Raw genomic sequence first — 19,026 nt, 5'->3', positions numbered from 1 at the left:
AGTTGGAAAAAAGTTTTTAGGAGGAATAAAATGAAGAAATTGGGCAAAACATTCGCAATTGTCGGGGCACTTACGCTGTTAAGCGCTTGTGGTGCTGATTCACAAACAAGCAGTACAGCTGTCAGCAGTGAAGAAACGGATGCAAATTCAGCTGCATCTGGTCAGGAGTACACGGATCCTAGCGAGTTGGCAGACAGCTATGATGTCGTGATCGTTGGGGCTGGCGGTGCAGGAATGGCGGCAGCCATCCAAGCCAAAGACGCCGGTGCCAATCCAGTCATTTTAGAGAAAATGCCGATTGCTGGCGGCAATACCTTAAAGTCTTCTGCAGGTATGAATGCTTCAGAAACCAAGTTCCAAGAAGCTGAGGGAATTGAAGATTCAAACGACTTATTTTATGAAGAAACATTAGCTGGTGGTAAAGGAACAAATGACAAAGAATTATTGCGCTACTTTGTTGATCACTCAGCAGAAGCCATCGATTGGCTTGATTCAATGGGAATCACACTGGATAACTTGACTGTCACAGGCGGGATGAGCGAAAAAAGAACCCACCGCCCAACAGACGGTTCAGCGGTAGGCGAGTATTTAGTCGACGGCTTGATGCGCAATATCCATGAGAACGAAATTCCGATTTTCGTGAATGCAGATGTCAAAGAAATCAATGAAGTTGATGGCCAAGTCAATGGCGTAACCGTTAATGTCGAAGGCAGTGAAAAAACAATCGATGCCAAAGCAGTCGTTGTCACTACCGGCGGATTTGGTGCCAATATGGATATGATCGAAGAATATGATCCAGAGCTAAAAGACTATGTGACGACAAACCAAGAAGGCTCTACTGGTGACGGCATCAAAATGATCGAGGCACTAGGTGGTCAAACCGTTGATTTGGACAAGATCCAAATTCACCCAACCGTCGATCAATCGAAATCATTGTTGATCACTGAAGCTGTTCGCGGTGAAGGTGCGATTCTGGTCAACGCTGACGGCCAACGCTTCTATAATGAAATGGACACTCGTGATAAAGTCTCGGCAGCCATTATTGCATTGCCAGAAAAATCGGCCACATTGGTGTTTGATGCAGGCGTCAAAGAACGGGTGACAGCGATTGACTTTTATGCCTCTCAAGGCCTGGTCAAATCTGCGGATACCATTGAAGCTTTGGCTGAAGAATTATCAATGCCCGAAGAGACATTAGCAGAAACAGTTGCCACTTGGAATGACAGCGTGGCTGCTGGCAAAGATGAGGCTTTTGGCAGAGAAACAGGAATGGACCATGACCTGTCTACTGGCCCTTACTACGCCATCGCGATTGCCCCTGGTATCCACCATACAATGGGTGGCGTCAAGATCAATACCAATACGGAAGTCATCTCAACAGATGATCAAACGATCCCTGGTTTATTCGCAGCAGGAGAAGTCACAGGCGGTCTTCACGGTGATAATCGGATTGGCGGAAATGCCGTTGCAGATATCATTATTTTCGGCCGTCAAGCAGGAACAAAATCTGCGGCATATGCAGCAGAACAAGAGTAAGCAATAAGAAAAACAGCAATGTAAAAGCGCCCCTCGCCTTTTACATTGCTGTTTCTTTTTGAAGAAAATATCCTACCATCTCTAACGCTAAATAGACTACCGCCTCAGCCATAGATCATTTGCTTTTTAGGAAACCACATTTTGCGGCGTTTCATTGACAAATGCTGCCAAGTTGCCAACAGCGATCGCCATCAAACGCTGTCTTGTTTCTGTTGGGGCCCAAGCGATATGAGGTGTGAGGTAACAATTCGGTGCTTGCAGCAATGGATTATCCGCTGCTATCGGTTCTTTCGACACCACATCTGCTGCCAACGCTGCGAGTTTCCCCTCTGACAAGGCTTGTGCCACAGCGGCTTCATCCAGCAAGCCACCACGGGCAGTGTTGACCAAGATCGCTGTATCTTTCATTTGGACTAACGCCGTCTGATCAATCATTCCCTCTGTTTCAGGAAATTGCGGGACATGCAGACTGATGATATCTGCTTCTTGATATAGGGTTTCTAATGTGACTTGTTTGGCCCACTCAGCTTGTGGAGCTTTTGGCCGATGGTTATAGTAAATGACCTGCATCTGAAAGGCATGGGCGATCGTTGCAACTGCCTGAGCAATTGCGCCATAACCAATCAAGCCTAACGTTTTGCCTGCCAATTCCGTCAATGGTGTCTGCCAATAAGAAAAGTCCTTGCTTTGCTGCCAATCCCCCTGATGGACGGATCGATTGTGGTGGCCGACTTGATTGGTCACTTCTAACAATAGTGCAAAGGTCGCTTGCGCCACAGCATTCGTACTGTAACTCGGAATATTGGTCACAATGATTCCTTGTGCTTTGGCTGCTTTTAGATCAACCACATTATAACCAGTGGCCAGTACGCCGATATACCGTAGTTCCGGACACGCCTGTATGACGTCTTCGGTCAATGGCGTTTTGTTGGTGAAGACCGCTGTTGCCTCCCCGATCCGTGTGATGATTTCTGAAGGATCCGTATAGGAGGTTCGATCGTATACCGTCAAATCGCCAAGTGCTTCCATTTCTCGCCAATCCAAATCTCCTGGATTCAGCGCATAGCCATCTAGTACAACAATCTTCATTTGATTGCTCCTTTCGCTTTTGCATAATAGATTGGGATCCCCAATGCTGTCACACCTATCCCAATGATCGCGAGTCCTGGGGTCGTGATCATAGTCATCACCAAAATAAAGCAACCGCCAAGTAACGCGATCAATGGCGTGATTGGATACAACGGGACACGGTAAGGTCGGTTCATGTGGGGATCGCGTTTGCGCAATAATAGCACACCTATAAACAATAATACACTAAAGAACCACATCACGAAAACCAACATATCTGTCAATAAATCGAAGGTACCTAAGAAAATCATGATGCAGGCAATACTGACTTGCAAGATAGCCGCCGCATATGGGGCATTGGTGCGCTTGCTTAAAGTCGCAAATGTCCGGCTAAAGGGAATCTCGTCGGCCAAAGCCATCGCATAAGGCACCCGCAGACCAGTCATGGTGTAGCCGTTCAAAGCCCCATAGACAGAAATCAATATCCCAATCGTCACCAATTTGCCGCCAAAGCCGCCAAATAAAGCCATCGCTGTTTCTGAAGCACTATTCAAGTTCCCTGCGATTTGATCGATCGGCAAAGTTTTGAGAAAAGCCACATTGATCAACACATAGACCAGTGTCACAAAGCTCAAACCAAAAATAATTGCTTTCGGCAAGTCTTTTTCCGGCTGTTTCATCTCTCCTGCCACATTTCCGACACCTAACCAACCGTCATAGGCAAAGAGCGTGGCCAATAAAGCACTGCTAATCCCTGCCAATACCGAATCTTGATTGTTTGAAGAAAAATCAACAAGGGAAACTTCTACCTGACCCGGCAAAATCAATCCAGCCACAATGATCAACGCAATCGGGATCAATTTGATGGCCAAGGTAAAAGATTGGACCCTTGCAGCTGCTTTCGTACCCAGCAAATTGATACATGTCACACTGATTGCAGTCACGATCGACAATGGCATCAAATAAGGGCTTGATAAATGAAATAAGTTGATGCATTGCGTCGCGAAAATAATACTTAAAGCCGCGACATTGGCAGGAAAGTAGATGATACTTTGCGCCCAACCAAGCAAAAATGAGGGCAGCTTGCCATAAATTTTTTCAATATAGCGAATAGCCCCACCCGTCTCAGGAATCGCTGTCGCCAACTCAGCCACGGTCAATCCACCGCAAATCGTTAGAAAACCAGCAAGCAGCCAAACCAATAACGTCAAACCGGTTGACTGGGTCTGTTGCACAACTGCGGCGGATTTAAAGAAAACACCCGCACCAATCACAGTCCCCATCACGGTCGATAATGCCCCAAAAAAACTGATTTCTTTTTTTAATTGACTTTTCACACCTTCACTTCCTTCACCTTGAATTAGTCAAAGTATAGCGGATAGCTGTAAGCTTGACTAGCACTTTTTGACAAATAAAAAAAGCAAATGCTTTCATCTGATCAGCACTTGCTTCACTCAATTAATCTTGATTTGACAGTATTTCTAGGGGAACTTGTTCTGTTCTGCTGGTTCGGTGCAAGAAGGTCAAAGCGACCAATAACAAGAGCGGAAATACAACTGCCGCTAAAATCCCCAGTTGCAGGCTGGCACCGGACCACTCTACGACATTGCCGACAACAGCTGGGCCTAATGAACAGCCTAGATCACCAGCTAAAGCCAAGTAAGCAAACAAAGCTGTGCCGCCATTGCGAATATACTGTGCCGAAAAGCTGAAAATACCTGGCCACAAAATCCCAACTGCAAAACCGCTGATCCCGCAGCCTAAGAAACCAATCAACGGCATCTTCGCTAAACCGATCATGCCATAGGCAATCACGCACAGGCTTAAACTAAAGACCATAAAGCGCTTGAGGTCGATCCGTTCGCCAAAACGGCCATAAAGCAATCGAGAAGCGCCCATCATGAGGGCGAAAACCATCGGGCCAGATAAATCACCCACCGTTTTTGACACCCCTAAGCCTTGTTCGGCAAACGTTGAGGCCCACTGGCTGACTGCTTGTTCAGACGCACCCGCACAGACCATCATCACAAGCAGCAGCCAAAACGTTTTTAATTTAAATAATCCGCGCGTAGATAAGCCCTGCTCTCCTTCTGCTACTATTGGCGCCAAGGGTACTTTCAAAAAAACAAATAAATTGGCTATCGGCAACAATGACCAAATCATCGCCAACAGCTGCCAGCGAGCGATCCCGAAAACCGCAAAGAAAAGCGTTGACAACAAGACAACCCCCACATAGCCCCAGCAATAGAAAGAATGCAGCAGACTCATCGCCTTTTCCTTATGGTCAGTTGGACTGGCTTCAACGATTGGACTCACCAACACTTCTAAAAGCCCCCCGCCAATTGCATACAGAACCACTGCTGCTAACAATCCACTGAAAGGGGAGGGAAATATGGCTGGAAAAACGGCCAAACCAATCAAACCAGCAGCAGCAAAGCCATGCGCCGCCACGATCGATGGACGATACCCGATGCGGTCGACAAAGAAAATCGCCGCAAAATCAACCAACAATTGGGTCAAAAAATTGATACTCACCAAAAGGGTGATTTGAGTGATTGGTAATTGATACTGAGATTGAAAGGTCAAAAAAAGCAATGGTGCAAAATTGTTGATGATTGCTTGAACAATATACCCCACAAAGCAAGCGGTCAACGTTGCTTGGAAATTTTTCATTTTGTTCCTCCTTTATACCCTCAGTATACGCAATGTTTAGCCGATTCAACCATGGAAAAAACACGCTTTTATGCTAGATTATCTTCTTTTCATGCACAGGCAACCCTTTTAACAAAAAAAAAACGTTCCTTTACAGGAACATTCTTTTCTGATGGATAGAGAATCACACATCATTAATAGTGAATATCAAATCGCTTCTTGTTCTTTTTAAGTTACTGTACAAAAAAGCCAGAAGGTGCATCACTGGTGTCGATCATAATGTTTTTTGTTTGTGAATAGGCGTCAAGCATCGATTTGTACGTTTCCCGACCAATGCCGGATTGCTTATACCCGCCAAATGGTGCACCTGCGGGAATTTGATTGTAGGTGTTGACCCAGACACGCCCAGTTTCTAAACGTTTGGCTACATCGAGGGCCGTATTCAGATTCTGGGTCCACACGCCGCCACCTAGTCCATAAATGGAATCATTGGCCATCTCTACAACTTCATCGATTGTGTCAAACTTGATCACCACTGCCACAGGGCCAAAGATTTCTTCTTGGGCAATGCGCATATCGTTGGTCACATTGATCAGCAATGTTGGTTCCATGAAACAGCCACTGGCCAATTGATCACGAGAGATGATCGCTCCTCCAGCTTTGACGATCGCCCCTTCACGCTTACCGATGTCAACATATTCAAGGATCGACTGGACTTGTTTTTCGTTGACCTGTGCCCCCATTTGGGTGTCTTCCTCCCAAGGCAAGCCAACGCGCACACGCTTGAAACGATCCGCCAGCATTTCAACAAATTTGTCATAAATACCAGATTGGACGAATATTCTCGAACCCGCACAGCAGACCTGTCCTTGGTTAAAGAGGATGCCCAACTGCGCCCCGTCCAATGCTTTTTCTAACGGCATATCGTTAAAGAAAATATTCGCCGACTTGCCGCCTAATTCCAATGTGGCAGGAATCAATCGTGCTGCAGCTGATTTTGCCACATTGTTGCCAACCTCGGTCGAGCCAGTAAAGGCCAACTTCGCGATGCCTTCATGGTGCAGCATGTATTCACCAGACTTGCTGCCTTTTCCTGTAATGACATTCAGGACTCCTTTTGGCAGTACATCTTGAATCAAACGGGTAAATTCTAAAATACTTAATGAGGTCGAGGATGACGGATGGATGACGATGGTATTACCGGCAGCCAAAGCTGGCGCAATTTTCCACGCAGCCATCAAAAAAGGAAAGTTCCATGGAATGATCTGACCGACCACACCGATTGGTTCCTTTAAATTGATACTTAGTGTATGTTCGCCAAGAAGCTGCGCCGTTCCTTCTTCCGCTCGAATCACACCGGCAAAATAGCGGAAATGATCCGCACTAAATGGCACATCGATGGCTTTGGTTTCCCGGATCGGTTTGCCATTATCCAATGTTTCGATCAATGCCAAGCGCGCTGTGTTTTCTTCAATGATATCGGCAATTTTCAACAATAAGCGCGAACGTTCTTCGAGGGAAGTTTTTCGCCAAGACGTTAATGCTTGATTGGCTGCCGCAACGGCTCGGTCAACGTCCGTATCTGTTGCATCCACAAATTCCGCCAAGACTTCGCCAGTTGCTGGATTGATGGCGTCGAGGGTACTTCCTTCCGATCCCGATGTCCATTCGCCATCGATAAATAAGTCAAAATGCTTTTTCTCTTTGGACCAATCTTTCACTAATGCTAAACTGTTCATATCATTCCGCCTTTCTCTTTTGTGAAAATAGTTTCAATATAATTATAGCGCTTACATTCAGAATTATCAAAAAAATTTCTAATATAAAACAAAAGCATGATGGCCGCGCAATACAGCCATCATGCTTTTGTTTTTGTTTCCAATGCTGGTGCGCATTTTTTATCCCTCAGCTGGTGCATGGGCAGCCAGAAATTTCAATGTTGCTTCAAAAATCGGACCAATGAAGACGATGCAAAGCAATGTTCCTAGCCCCACACTTGCCCCCAAAGCAAAACCGATCAAGACCATAGCAGCATCTAAGCCGATACGAATCGTTTTTTGGGTCAATTTTGTCCGTTTATAAATCAAGGCAGTCAGCGCCTCTAAGGCCGCAGAGCCTTTGTTGGAAGATACATAGATGCCTGCGCCGATCCCAAATAAAATCGGTGCGGCAATAATTGCCAACCAAGAATAAAACGGCAGGTGGACTGAGATTTTATCCAATATAGGTTCAAAAATCCCAATCAGCAATCCTAGACCGATTCCGTTGATGATACTGCCGATCCCCAATTCTTCACGGCCCAGCAAGGCAACGATCAATAAAACAATACAGTTGAAACAAAGACTAGCGATCCAAAATGGGCTCTCTACAAAGTTTAAGATACCTAACAAAAAGGTACTGATCGTATCATAGCCTTGATGCGCAGTGATCAACAAAGATACCGCCAATGCAATCATCCCTGTGCCTAAAAAAACTTGTCCTATTTTTTTTGATTCTTTCACGACATCACACTCTTTTCATCTCATAATCATTCAAATCACTTATTTCAGTTTACCTTGAAAGCGGTCAAATTACTATCTTTTCTGAAGTATTCAGTCATTTTTTTCTATAAAAATCTAATTCTCACACTTACTAATTTCCACGATTCACTTTTTGATTATTTTGATGATTGATCTATTTGCGTATGAATTCGAGAAGAGCCTCCTTTAAGGAAGAACTTATCTATTCAGAACTTCGATTTAGCTGGATATATGCCATATGATTTAATCAAGGGCTTCACAGTAGGACATCAATTTTAGGTATTAGTTATTCTTCATCTTCGACCTCTCCTAAAATAAAATTATTTTAAATCATCACAAGTATATTCTCGAAATTAATACTGCTCTTTATGACGCAAAACATCTTTAATAAATATATCTTGCTTTTTTCTATACTCAAGAGGGCTTTTACCAAAGACAACTTGATCCGTTGATAAACTATTTCATGCCTTAATTTTCCAATACTGCTTTCGCAGACAGATTTACATGGGATGTACACTTTTTAAAATGAAACAAGTTTATTTTGATCATTCTTTCTATCCGATTCAGTCGTCTATAGTAAATACACAATCAGATTAAAAAGATTGATCCAATAGTCCATCTAATATTAGCCACATCGATTCATTTTTTCGTTTCATGATTATTTTCGCACCCTATTTTTCAAATGTTATCACGAAAAATTTATTATTACACAGTAACTAGATGGTTAACAGACAGTGGGATAATTATGACTGAATCACTCCGCTGCGTATTTCGAAGACATTAACTTTTGAAAAATCACTTAAAATTAAAATGAAATTAATACTTATTTTTATTCCTCACCCCATCCTCTTAAATCTATCTGAAAAAAATTTCAAATGAAATATTCAGTAGTGACAGATTTTTAAAAGCTATAGATTAAAAAAAGTCTCTATGTGATTTATTTTATCTATAGCTTACAAACAAAAACAATTTCAAAAGATTTTCAAAAAATGCCAAAACCCGATGAATGTAATTGTTGAGTAATTTAACAAAAGAGAATTTACCTTCCTTAGTTTGACTAATTGGAACTCATAAAAAATAAAAAAAGAATTAAATTCTACAGTTTTGATTCCATATCTTATAATAATAGTTCTTCCCCTTTAATAAATCCTGATGTTTGCCTTGTTCAACTAATTTCATTTCTTTCAAAACTAAAATTTTGTCAAATATTTTTGCCATTTGCAAACGATGAGTAATTAGGATAACAGTCATTTCGCATTCATTTAATAAATACTCAATTATCCTCCTTTCTGACAAATAATCCAAATTACTAGTAGATTCATCTAAAATTAAAATATCAGGATTACGTAAAAGAGCTCTTGCAACGGCAATTCTTTGTTTTTCACCTGTAGAGAAATTACTCGCATCAATATCTATACGAGTATTAAATTTTAATGGTAACTTTTCAATTACTTCCATTAATCCAATTTTCCCACAAATTTCTTCTACTTTAGAAATATCACAACTGTTAAAACCAAACTTAATATTGTCCAATACAGTCCCAGAAAAAAAATACGACTCTTGAGGTAAATAAATGACATGATCACGTATACTATCATTCTTTATATTTGCAAAATTTTCGTTTCCGTTGTAAATATTTCCTTTGGTCGGTTCAAAAAACTTCACTAGCATTTTTGCTAATGTTGATTTTCCAGATCCGCTTGCACCTACTATTAAAACCTTTTCATTAAATTTAATTTCAAAATCCATATGATCCAATATTGTAAGATCATCATCATAAGAAAAACATAAATCTGAAACTTTTAGTGATTCTCTACAAAGATAATCCTCTTTTTTTTCATAATTATCAGATTTTTCATTATGTATTGAGGTAATTTCCTGAATTCTTTCATTAGCTACTAAGGCAGACTGAATTTTTATTTGTAAATTAAAAATATTTTGAATAGGAGTTATTAAAAAAGCTATTAGTGCATTGTATGTAACTAACTCTCCTAAAGAAAGTGTTTCAATCATAATAAAATAAGATCCAATCCACATTACTAACACACTATTAATAAGTTGAATACAATTTTTCAAAAAACTCTGTACGTCATCCAGTAGTAAAACTTTCAAAGAGTTTTTTTGTAATAAATAGAATTTTCTTTTTATCTTATTATATATATTTGTTTCATTATTAAAAGATTTAATCGTTTCTATCCCATTAAATACTTCTAGAATGTCAGAAGTTACTTCAGCCTTATTAACAACCTCAATACTACTAGCTTTTCTATATCGACCTGAAAAGAAAAAAATAATAAAAGCATATAAAGGAACCGTTGATAACGTGATAAAAAACAAGACTTTATTCTGGAACATTAAAGTTATACCAATTATTAAAACCATTCCAAAATCTAAAAAAATAGATAAAATAGCATTTGATAGAGCATCTACAATAAAGTTTGCATCTGAAAATCTTGAAAATATATCACCCGTATTTCGTGTTGAAAAAAATTTGACAGGTAACGATAGCACGTGCTTTATATACCTCAACATAATTTCTGCACTTAAATGTTGTCCTAAAATAATTACCATATAATTTCTTATCAACTCTAATAAGCTGCTAAAAACATATGCTACTATTAAAAAAAGTGATAAATAACTTAGATACTCAAAATCTTTATATGGTAAAAAATAATCTATAATTGTTTGAAAAAAAAACGAACTTGCAACACTAAAGAATATGATAAAAATTGATGAAAATATAATTAAAGAAACTAAACTTGAATCCTTCAAAAATATATTAAATATGCGATTTATTTCAAACTTTCTTGATTTTATGATTTCATAATGATTAGAAGGTTCTACTATAAAGAGTATCCCTGTCCATATATTTTCAAATTGCTCGTAGCTTAGTTTCCGTTTACCTTGAGCTGGATCCATTACATATATATATTTTGATGTTACTTTTTTTATTACCACATAATGATGGAATTTATGTTCATCAACTGTATGGGCAATACTTGGTAGTTTTATTAAGTTAATTTTCGAAAATGTATTTTCATATTTTAAAACATCACATTCAAAACCCAAAGTTTGAAAGGCTTGTTTAATTCCATAAGCTGTAGTTCCACTTTTTTGTGTTCCGCAAAGCTCTCTTAATTGGAAAATATGAACAGAGCTTTTATAGTAATCTAGAATTGAAGCAACGCAAGCTGGACCACAGTCCTCTGAATCGTGTTGTAAAAATGTTTTTACCATGGTGGTATCTTCCCTTCATTAATTTTTAGATAAGAACAGTTTCATTCTTCATTTCCAAAAAAATCCTTTAAGTCATCCTTTTCATCATTGTATTTAATTTTCGAATTGCCATTTATTTTGATTAAAGTGGGAACAAATTCAAGTTGAAACATATTGATTATCTCTTCTTTGATTTCAAGATTTTTATTTGTATCATAATAAAAAACTTGTTTTTCATTAAAATTCAACAAATAATCGGAAAGAATCGGTAGAAACTCTTGACAATATTGACAATTATTTCTACCAAAATAGATGAAATATTCCTCTTCATGATAGGACTCAAAATATTCTATATTATCCTTCAAGTTGCCATTAATCAATTTACCTTCTATAAAAAGATTTGTAATATTTTGATTATAAATTTCTGAACTTTTAAAAAACGCATCTTCTTCGTTTTGTTTTTCAATCCCCTCACTTGTATTGTTGATAATACTAAAAATTACATAACAAAAAAGAGAAATTATAATGATTGACAAAATAATTAATATGTATACTACTTTCTTTTTATAATTTTTCACAATTGCTAACCTCAATTCATATAATCATTTTTACTTTTTTATATAAATACAACTTGCTAATAATTCTATCAGCAAGTTGTATTTGTACTTTATTTAAATAGTTTCACATTTGTACCTTCCACCACCAATATATGCTATTATCCTAGCTGGTAACCCTAATCTGTTCGAACAATTATTATCGCTTATATAAACTTGACGTCCTTTCCCTATAGAACCTCCAGGATTTGAAAAGGCTCCAGAACCGTAGCTTGCCCCTCCTTTAACATTCTTTAATTCTTCTAAAGATAACGCTCTCATTTTTTCCATAGAAATTTCTCCTTCATAATTTATTTTTACAGTATAATTGTATCTCTTTGAAAGCGCTTGTCAATACGTTTTATCATATTTTTTTACTAAATTATATTTTTTTAATCCCCCTCTTTCTTTTATCACTATGTGTAATGATTTGTACACAGTTATTCAATTAACAGTCCTTTTTATTAATCGATCGTACACACGCTTTGTGTTTCTCACTTACTTAATCGAGCAGATTCTTGCAATTGTTTCGTGATATCTTCTATTGTTTCCGAATGTATGGTCGAATAGTTCTTTTCGACCATACATTTAGTCTTATGATTTTTTTCTCTCATTGATTTCAAAATAGTTTATTCAATTATCCATCAGTAGTTTATCTATTTGAACAAAACTTATACAATTCTACCACGATTATATTTTATAATTATTTCTACTTTCTTCTTCATAATATGTTGACATATTTAAATATTTTTCTTTTGGGGTACAATTGAATACCAAAGAAATTTACATTACAAAGAGCTTTCAACTGAACATACCTCTTATTTGACAAGTAGCTGGATCGTAATTTAAATCAAATTAATTGCGATGCTCGTTACTATATTTATTCGCTCTTACTTTTGATATCAGTATTACAGTCATTTGCATAGCGAACAAACTGGAGCCATTTTACTCGATCCATCTGTCAAATCCGTTGATATATATTATTCGTAGGCTTAGCTGATCTACATCAAACTTATATTCATTTTCTGTTCAGAACGTTTTGCTTGCCATCTTGACTTTCCTAAAAATCTATATACTTAAACATGTGATATCCTTCACCACCAAGTTGTTTATTCATAATAAGTACAAAAAAGCTACCCGCAGTGAGGCTTGCGGATAGTTGCACTGTTGATGAAGGGCAATTAAAACCCATTTTCTTGAATCACTTCTTTAAACCAGTAACCAGACTGCTTGATCGTGCGTTCTTGGGTCTCTAAATCGATGGAAATAAAGCCATAACGATTCTTGAAGGCGTTCAACCAAGACCAATTGTCCGTAGCCGCCCACATATGATACCCCAGGCAATGCGCACCTTCTTCGATTGCTTGATGGACATAACGTAAGTGGTCTTTGACAAATTGAATACGATAATCGTCTTCGATCATGCCTGATGCATTTTTGAAACGCCCTTCATCTTCTACGCCCATCCCATTCTCTGAAATAAAGCAAGGGATATTGCCATAGTTGTCTCGCAGATTGATCAAGGTATCATAAATGCCTTTTTCGTAGATTTCCCAACCACGATACGGATTGATCTTTTTGTCTGGCCAGTCATAATAATCGAAGTAATCTTCTGGCATTGGCTGCTGTTCCTGTTTCGGCGATCGTTTCTGTTGGACGCGCCGAGGTTGATAGTAGTTGACACCTAACAAATCCACTGTATTGTCGCGGATCACTGTCAAATCTGCGGCTTCAGTGACTGGACGGATACCTAAATCATCGAGGATCGCCACCAATTCCTTAGGAAAAGTCCCTTTGACGGCTGGATCTAAAAATGACCGGTTAAAAAAGGCATCCGCAAGCACTGCGGCTTGTTGGTCAGCAGGATCCTGCGGGTCTTTGGGATAGGTGGGGGTAAGATTTAAAATAATGCCGATTTGCCCATCACATGCAGATTGGCGGAACTTTTGGATCGCCAAAGCACTAGCCAGCGCTTCATGATAGCCCACTTGTACAGCCATTGATAAATCCACCACTGCTGGATAATGTTGCTGGTACAAATACCCCATTTCGACGGGAACGATGGGTTCATTTTGTGTGAACCAGTGTTTGACTTTATCACCAAACAAATCAAAACATATTTTGGCATAGTCGCCAAAAGCCGTGACTGTTTCTCGATTGAGCCAACCCCCTTCATTTTGCAGCGTCATCGGCATATCAAAATGATAAAGATTAACAAAAGGTTCGATTCCTCGTGCCAGCATCTCATCAAAATACTGGTGATAAAAAGCCACCGCTTCTGGATCAACTTTGCCTCGACCTTTTGGAATCAATCGGCTCCACTGGATCGATGTCCGAAACGAATTGAAGCCGATTTCTTCCATGCAACGCAAATCTTCTTGAAAATGCGTCAGTACTTGGGTGGTTTGTCCTGGGCCTTGACCTTGGAAAAATTTTTCAGGATTGGTTGTATACCAATGGTCCCAGATGGACGTTCCTTTGTTGTCATTTGTCAAACGGCCTTCTGTTTGCGGACCGCTGGCAGCGGCTCCCCACCAGAATCCTTCTGGAAAGTGGATCGTCATTTCTGCCCCACCTTTTCTTGCGCCAACAGCAGACAACCTGTGATGCCGCTTTGATTCGGTAAAGCCCATGCGGCAATATAATCATCCACAGGTGGTGTTTCCATGTAACCCGCCATTTGCTGCACAAATGCGTCTTTGATTTTTGTCAATAAATGCGGTTGGTTCATCACGCCCCCGCCAATGATAATTTTCTCTGGTGCCAAGGTTAATGTGATATTGACCAACGCTTGGCCGATATAGAAGGCTTGCAGGTCCCATACAGCGTGATCTGCTGGCAGATCTTGTCCTTTGATCCCCGTTCGACCTTCCAATGACGGACCTGCAGCCAGACCCTCCAAGCAGTCATGGTGATAAGGACATGTCCCTTGATAGTGATCTTCTGGATGCCGTTTGACAAAGGTATGCCCAATTTCTGGATGGCCGATTCCTTGGAATAACGCCCCTTCTCTGACAACTCCTGCGCCGATCCCTGTACCCACCGTCATATAGACACAGCTGTTTTTGCCTTGGGCTGCCCCTAAGCGTAATTCTCCGTAAGCAGCGGCGTTGACATCGGTCGTCCAAATGATTGCCGTATCCGGCCATTGGCTGGACAATGCACCGACCAAATCTATTTGCTGCCAGCCAGCTTTGGGTGTTGCCAAAATATGTCCATAATTGGCCTGTTGCGGATCAATACCGATTGGCCCAAATGACCCAACCCCCACCGCTTTCATAGGATAGGGCGCAAAAAAGTCAAAAATGGCTGTCAACGTTTCTGTTGGTGTGGTCGTAGGAATGGATATTTGGTCAACGACCATCATCGCTTCATCTGCGACGGCACAAATCATTTTTGTGCCGCCAGCTTCAATCCCGCCAATATACATCTGCTATCTCTCCTTTAACCCAATCGTTCGAATCTCATAAGGTTTGATTGTCTGTGTTGGCATGCTGTCAGTGCCATCTTCTAAGAGATTCAACACTTCTAAGTTCATTTGGTCTTTTTGTACGTGAAACGCTGTTTCTTGGTCGGCCAGATTATACCCGCGCAAGACGATTTGGTCTTGGTTGCGGCTGCGTTTGAATGCGGTGATTGCTGTCGTATCACCTTGTGCGTTGATATAGTGCACAGCAGGTGCCAATGTACCTGTTTGATGGGCAATTTGTGCCGCGGTCCATGGAATTTGTGCTGCCTGGGCTTGTTTATATGTGGCATATCTTTCTTCTGGCGTGCCATGGAAAGCAATGCCATAGTCAAAAGTATGTTGACCTAAACATTGCGCTTCTGGTGTTGGGAAATAGCCCCAATCGCCAAGTTCACCAGTACAACGCAATAGCGTTAAACAAATGGTATCATCCACGATCTCATATTCGTTCAAACCAAAGTTGGACACAGTCACCCCTTTATGGTCATCATGCAAATTGGCAAAAGCATGCTGATGTTGAGGATTCGTTAGATTCTCCCAATGACTAGAGACTTTATTGGGCCGTTTGACCACTTCATAAATACTGTCTGCCTCATGGAAATCAACATGGATTCCAGTTGGGAACAATGCCCGCAAACGATGGTCTTTGCTCTGGTTATTGACTGTCGTCTGAAATGCTACTCGCTGACTATCCCGCTCTAAACGTACTTGCGTTGTCAGTGTGAATGGCACCAACTCTTGATTTCGCTGCGCTTTGCGGAATCGAAAATCAACGACCGCTTTTTGTTCTTCTGCTAAACGTTCATCTGCCGCAGATGGAATCATCAACTTTTGACGAATCTCGACCACACCTACTAGGTCAGTATTTTCGATCACGTTGATTTGATGAGGGAAAGCAGTGGAGAGAATCGCTTGATCTCCTTCTGGTTGTTTAAAGATATATTCATTGGCAATATCACCGACATTTTCAAAGACCAATAGATTTTCAAATGTATCGCCAGTCTGATGATTGGTGACTGCCAAACTGCCATTGTCAGCAATATCGATTGTCAAATGCCCATTCGCCAGTTGCCGCCCCTCTTCTTTCACGATCAAGTCTGCCATTGAGCCGGCTACTTCGGATTCCACTAAGGCATAGGTTTGCCAAGAAAATTCAGCCATCTCTTGAACGGCCACTTGAAGCGTCACAAAGCGTTTCATATAAGGGATCCGGAAAGCATCTTTTGGCAAGTCATAATCAAATAGTACTTCTTCCTCATGAATGATTGCTTCAACCTGGTTTCCAGCGGCATCAATCACCTTGTAATTGCTTTTCGGCTTATCTTTCAGTTCATGATATAGTTTGCTGGGCATGCCTTCTCTAAAGGTCTTTCGCTCCAGTTCAACAGTGACTGGCACAAGACCAGAACGCGCTGTTCCAGCTGTATTGAAGACCACAAAAGGACGGCTGTTTTCTGGAAACACAGATGTATCGATTGCTTCTGTCAACTGACGCAATGCCTCTTCAGCCACGTATTTGCCAATTTCATTGGCTTTTTCGAATCGCGGCATCATTTCTCGGTGGACTTCATCCACTGAGCAGCCGCAAATACTGTCATGGGGATGATTCTGCATCAGGGTCTTCCAACCAAAATCCAAGACATCATGCGGATAGTCTTGTGTTAGGTCATAGGCCATCGTTGCTAATGGTTCAGCGACATTTTCTAGTTGCCGCGAGACGCGGGTGTTCCATTGTTTCAAGTAGACCCGCGCAGAAGCCGTATTGGCTAAAGTATACCAGCCGTCCGTTTCTTGACTGGTTAATTCGCCAGTAATGGTACCAAGATCGTCGGGTAGATCTTCTTGGACAGCTGCCAAATATTCGGTAAAGCTGGCATGTTTGAATTCATATTCTGGATATAATTCATTGGCCAATCGAATCGCCGCTGAGATATCTTTTTGCACTGGCTGATGATCCACGCCGTTCATCATCAAGTAATGATTGGTCGCGCCAAATTTCTCTACATCCGCCAATTTTTGATCCCAAAAGGCTTTGGCCGCTTGTTTTTCTGCAGGGATCTCATTGCCGTTCGAGTACCAATTGGCAAACAGCAAGCCGAAAATTTTACTGCCGTCTGGTCCTTCCCAATGCATTTCCGAATACTGCGAGGTAAATTGATCGTCTGGCAAGACTTCATTGTCAAAACCAATCGGTTTGACACCGCGGCCAAATGCCGCACTTTCAAGATTTGCTTGCAACATCATTTGCGGCGTTTGGCCCATGTTGCCAAAGGTATCCGGGAAGTAGCCCAACATCACTGGCGTGCCCCATTTTTTGCTTTCTGCCATGCCAATCAACATATTGCGGGTATTGGATTCTGCACTGATCAAGAAATCATCTTGCAAAATATAGAATGGACCGATCTGCAGTTTGCCTTGTTGGATCGCCGCTTGAACGGCCGCTCTTTTTTCTGGCCGCACTTCTAAATAATCATCTAAGATAATGGTTTGTCCATCTAAGTGGAAACTATGGAAATCAGGATCGGTGTCGATCAAGTTCAATAGATCGTCCATCAGTTCGACCAAACGCATATGGTGCTGTTCATAAGGCATGTACCATTCTCGATCCCAATGACTGTGGGAAATGATATAGACTTGTTTTTTCATCACTCAAACTCCTTGTACTTTTTCTGCTATTTATTTTTCTACCCGAATATCGAAATAGTCCATGACCAATTCGCAAAACATCATATTGGCCCACGAGAACCATTCTCTTGTATATTGGTTTGGATCATCGACATCAAATCCTTCGTGCATCAAATTGGTTCCGGCATCCGTGGCCACCAATTGATCGAGGATCCGTTTTTTCTCTGCTTTATCCTCTGTCGTCATCCCTTCCATCGCCATTGCGATCGGCCAGACATAATTTTCTGGTGTATGAGAACTACCAATTCCTTTGGCAAATTTCCCTTCATAGAAGTATGGATTTTCTGCACTTAACAGTGTCTTTCGGGTGGCCAGATACGTTGGGTCATCCATGGCGCCATACCCAAGATACGGTGCTGCAATCAAGTTCGGCACATTACTGTCATCCATAAGGGATGCGCCACCAAGACCGTCCACTTCATAGGCATAGACCTGTTCACCTGCTTGATTAGTCGTTAGGCCATAGGTATCGATACCTGCTTGGATCTCTGTTTGCAAAGTTTTGGCTTGGGCAACGATCGTTTCATCTGTCAGAACACTTGAAAATAGTTCTTGGATATAGCCCAGAACGACCACGGCAAACATATTAGATGGTACCAAGTAGCCATATTTGCACGCATCATCACTCGGCCGAAATCCTGACCAAGTCATTCCTGTCGGCTTCACCGGCGTACCTTTGCCTTCATGCGTCAAGGTATCTTCTTTGCGCCAAGTATCACGTTCAAATAGATACGGAGATGCGTCATGGTCTTGCTCCGTTTTGAAAATCGTTAGGACTTTCTTGATACCGCTGACAAAATCCTCGTTGAATTGATCGGTTCTACCGGTATTTTTGTAAAGCAGATAGGCCAGCTGAACGGGATAGCACAATGAGTCGATCTCATACTTGCGTTCCCAGATCCAATCATTCATTTCCGTATGGTCCGTTTGATGACCAGCGCCATTGGCTGTTTCATTGAAGGCATTCGCATAGGGATCGATATTGATATAATAAAACTGTTTCTTCACTAGACCGCTGATCATGGCAGCCAAATCTTCATCTTCTTTTGCGATCACTAAATATGGACGTACTTGCGCAGTTGAATCCCGCAGCCACATAGCAGGAATATCACCAGTTAATAAAAATGTCGTGCCATCTTCGTGACGTTTGACAGTTGTTAGTAAAGTATTGGCAAATGCAGCATTGAAATTTTTTGCCCAGTCAGCGTGTTCTTCTCCGCATTTTTCCGTAATCGTTTCCATAAATGTTGCGACTGATTGTGGTATTTGTTTGTAGACCATGAAGTCA

Annotated in this window: 13 protein-coding genes; 1 reads left to right on the top strand and 12 read right to left on the bottom strand. The window is 41.0% G+C overall.

All coding sequences use genetic code 11. The features are described 5' to 3' along the window. Positions 1 to 30 precede the first annotated feature (30 nt). Entirely contained in the window at positions 31 to 1,536 is a 1,506-nt protein-coding gene (locus tag AEQ18_RS09535; RefSeq protein ID WP_054116112.1) for a flavocytochrome c, read from the top strand. A 126-nt stretch (positions 1,537 to 1,662) separates the two neighbouring features. On the opposite strand, the gene AEQ18_RS09530 is transcribed toward AEQ18_RS09535, so the two are convergent. The 12 genes from AEQ18_RS09530 to AEQ18_RS09475 all read right to left on the bottom strand — a co-directional run bounded on the left by AEQ18_RS09530 (position 1,663) and on the right by AEQ18_RS09475 (position 19,019). After that, positions 1,663 to 2,625 (bottom strand): D-2-hydroxyacid dehydrogenase, encoded by a 963-nt coding sequence (locus AEQ18_RS09530; RefSeq protein WP_054116111.1) that lies wholly within the window; start codon positions 2,623 to 2,625, stop codon positions 1,663 to 1,665. Beyond that, positions 2,622 to 3,941 (bottom strand): APC family permease, encoded by a 1,320-nt coding sequence (locus AEQ18_RS09525; protein WP_054116110.1) that lies wholly within the window; start codon positions 3,939 to 3,941, stop codon positions 2,622 to 2,624. The genes AEQ18_RS09530 and AEQ18_RS09525 overlap by 4 nt, the downstream gene beginning before the upstream one ends. Positions 3,942 to 4,062: 121 nt before the next feature. Beyond that, positions 4,063 to 5,277 (bottom strand): MFS transporter, encoded by a 1,215-nt coding sequence (locus AEQ18_RS09520; protein ID WP_054116109.1) that lies wholly within the window; start codon positions 5,275 to 5,277, stop codon positions 4,063 to 4,065. Between the two features lie 212 nt (positions 5,278 to 5,489). After that, a complete protein-coding gene (locus tag AEQ18_RS09515; protein WP_054116108.1) occupies positions 5,490 to 6,995 on the bottom strand; it encodes an aldehyde dehydrogenase family protein in 1,506 nt (501 codons plus the stop codon). A 159-nt stretch (positions 6,996 to 7,154) separates the two neighbouring features. Further along, entirely contained in the window at positions 7,155 to 7,757 is a 603-nt protein-coding gene (locus tag AEQ18_RS09510; RefSeq protein ID WP_054116107.1) for a YczE/YyaS/YitT family protein, read from the bottom strand. Between the two features lie 1,107 nt (positions 7,758 to 8,864). Continuing rightward, positions 8,865 to 11,012 carry a peptidase domain-containing ABC transporter gene (locus AEQ18_RS09505; RefSeq protein ID WP_054116106.1) on the bottom strand — a complete coding sequence of 716 codons (2,148 nt, stop codon included), beginning with the start codon at positions 11,010 to 11,012 and terminating at the stop codon, positions 8,865 to 8,867. A gap of 41 nt (positions 11,013 to 11,053) precedes the next feature. Beyond that, on the bottom strand, positions 11,054 to 11,569 hold the full coding sequence (locus AEQ18_RS09500) for a hypothetical protein (RefSeq protein WP_054116105.1): 516 nt from the start codon (positions 11,567 to 11,569) through the stop codon (positions 11,054 to 11,056). Between the two features lie 93 nt (positions 11,570 to 11,662). After that, a complete protein-coding gene (locus AEQ18_RS09495) occupies positions 11,663 to 11,875 on the bottom strand; it encodes a hypothetical protein (protein ID WP_054116104.1) in 213 nt (70 codons plus the stop codon). Positions 11,876 to 12,765: 890 nt separating this feature from the next. Then, complete coding sequence (locus AEQ18_RS09490; RefSeq protein ID WP_054116103.1) at positions 12,766 to 14,148, bottom strand: glycoside hydrolase family 1 protein; 1,383 nt, start codon at positions 14,146 to 14,148, stop codon at positions 12,766 to 12,768. Beyond that, the gene (locus AEQ18_RS09485) at positions 14,145 to 15,014 is read right to left on the bottom strand and encodes an ROK family protein (RefSeq protein ID WP_054116102.1); all 870 of its coding nucleotides are present in this window, start codon (positions 15,012 to 15,014) and stop codon (positions 14,145 to 14,147) included. The genes AEQ18_RS09490 and AEQ18_RS09485 overlap by 4 nt, the downstream gene beginning before the upstream one ends. 3 nt (positions 15,015 to 15,017) lie before the next feature. After that, a complete protein-coding gene (locus AEQ18_RS09480; RefSeq protein ID WP_054116101.1) occupies positions 15,018 to 17,699 on the bottom strand; it encodes an alpha-mannosidase in 2,682 nt (893 codons plus the stop codon). A 30-nt stretch (positions 17,700 to 17,729) separates the two neighbouring features. Next, on the bottom strand, positions 17,730 to 19,019 hold the full coding sequence (locus AEQ18_RS09475) for a glycoside hydrolase family 125 protein (protein WP_054116100.1): 1,290 nt from the start codon (positions 19,017 to 19,019) through the stop codon (positions 17,730 to 17,732). Positions 19,020 to 19,026: the final 7 nt, after the last annotated feature.

The organism is Enterococcus sp. RIT-PI-f (genome assembly GCF_001297065.1).
Classification (GTDB): domain Bacteria; phylum Bacillota; class Bacilli; order Lactobacillales; family Enterococcaceae; genus Enterococcus_D.
This window is presented reverse-complemented; position numbering and strand designations above follow the sequence as displayed.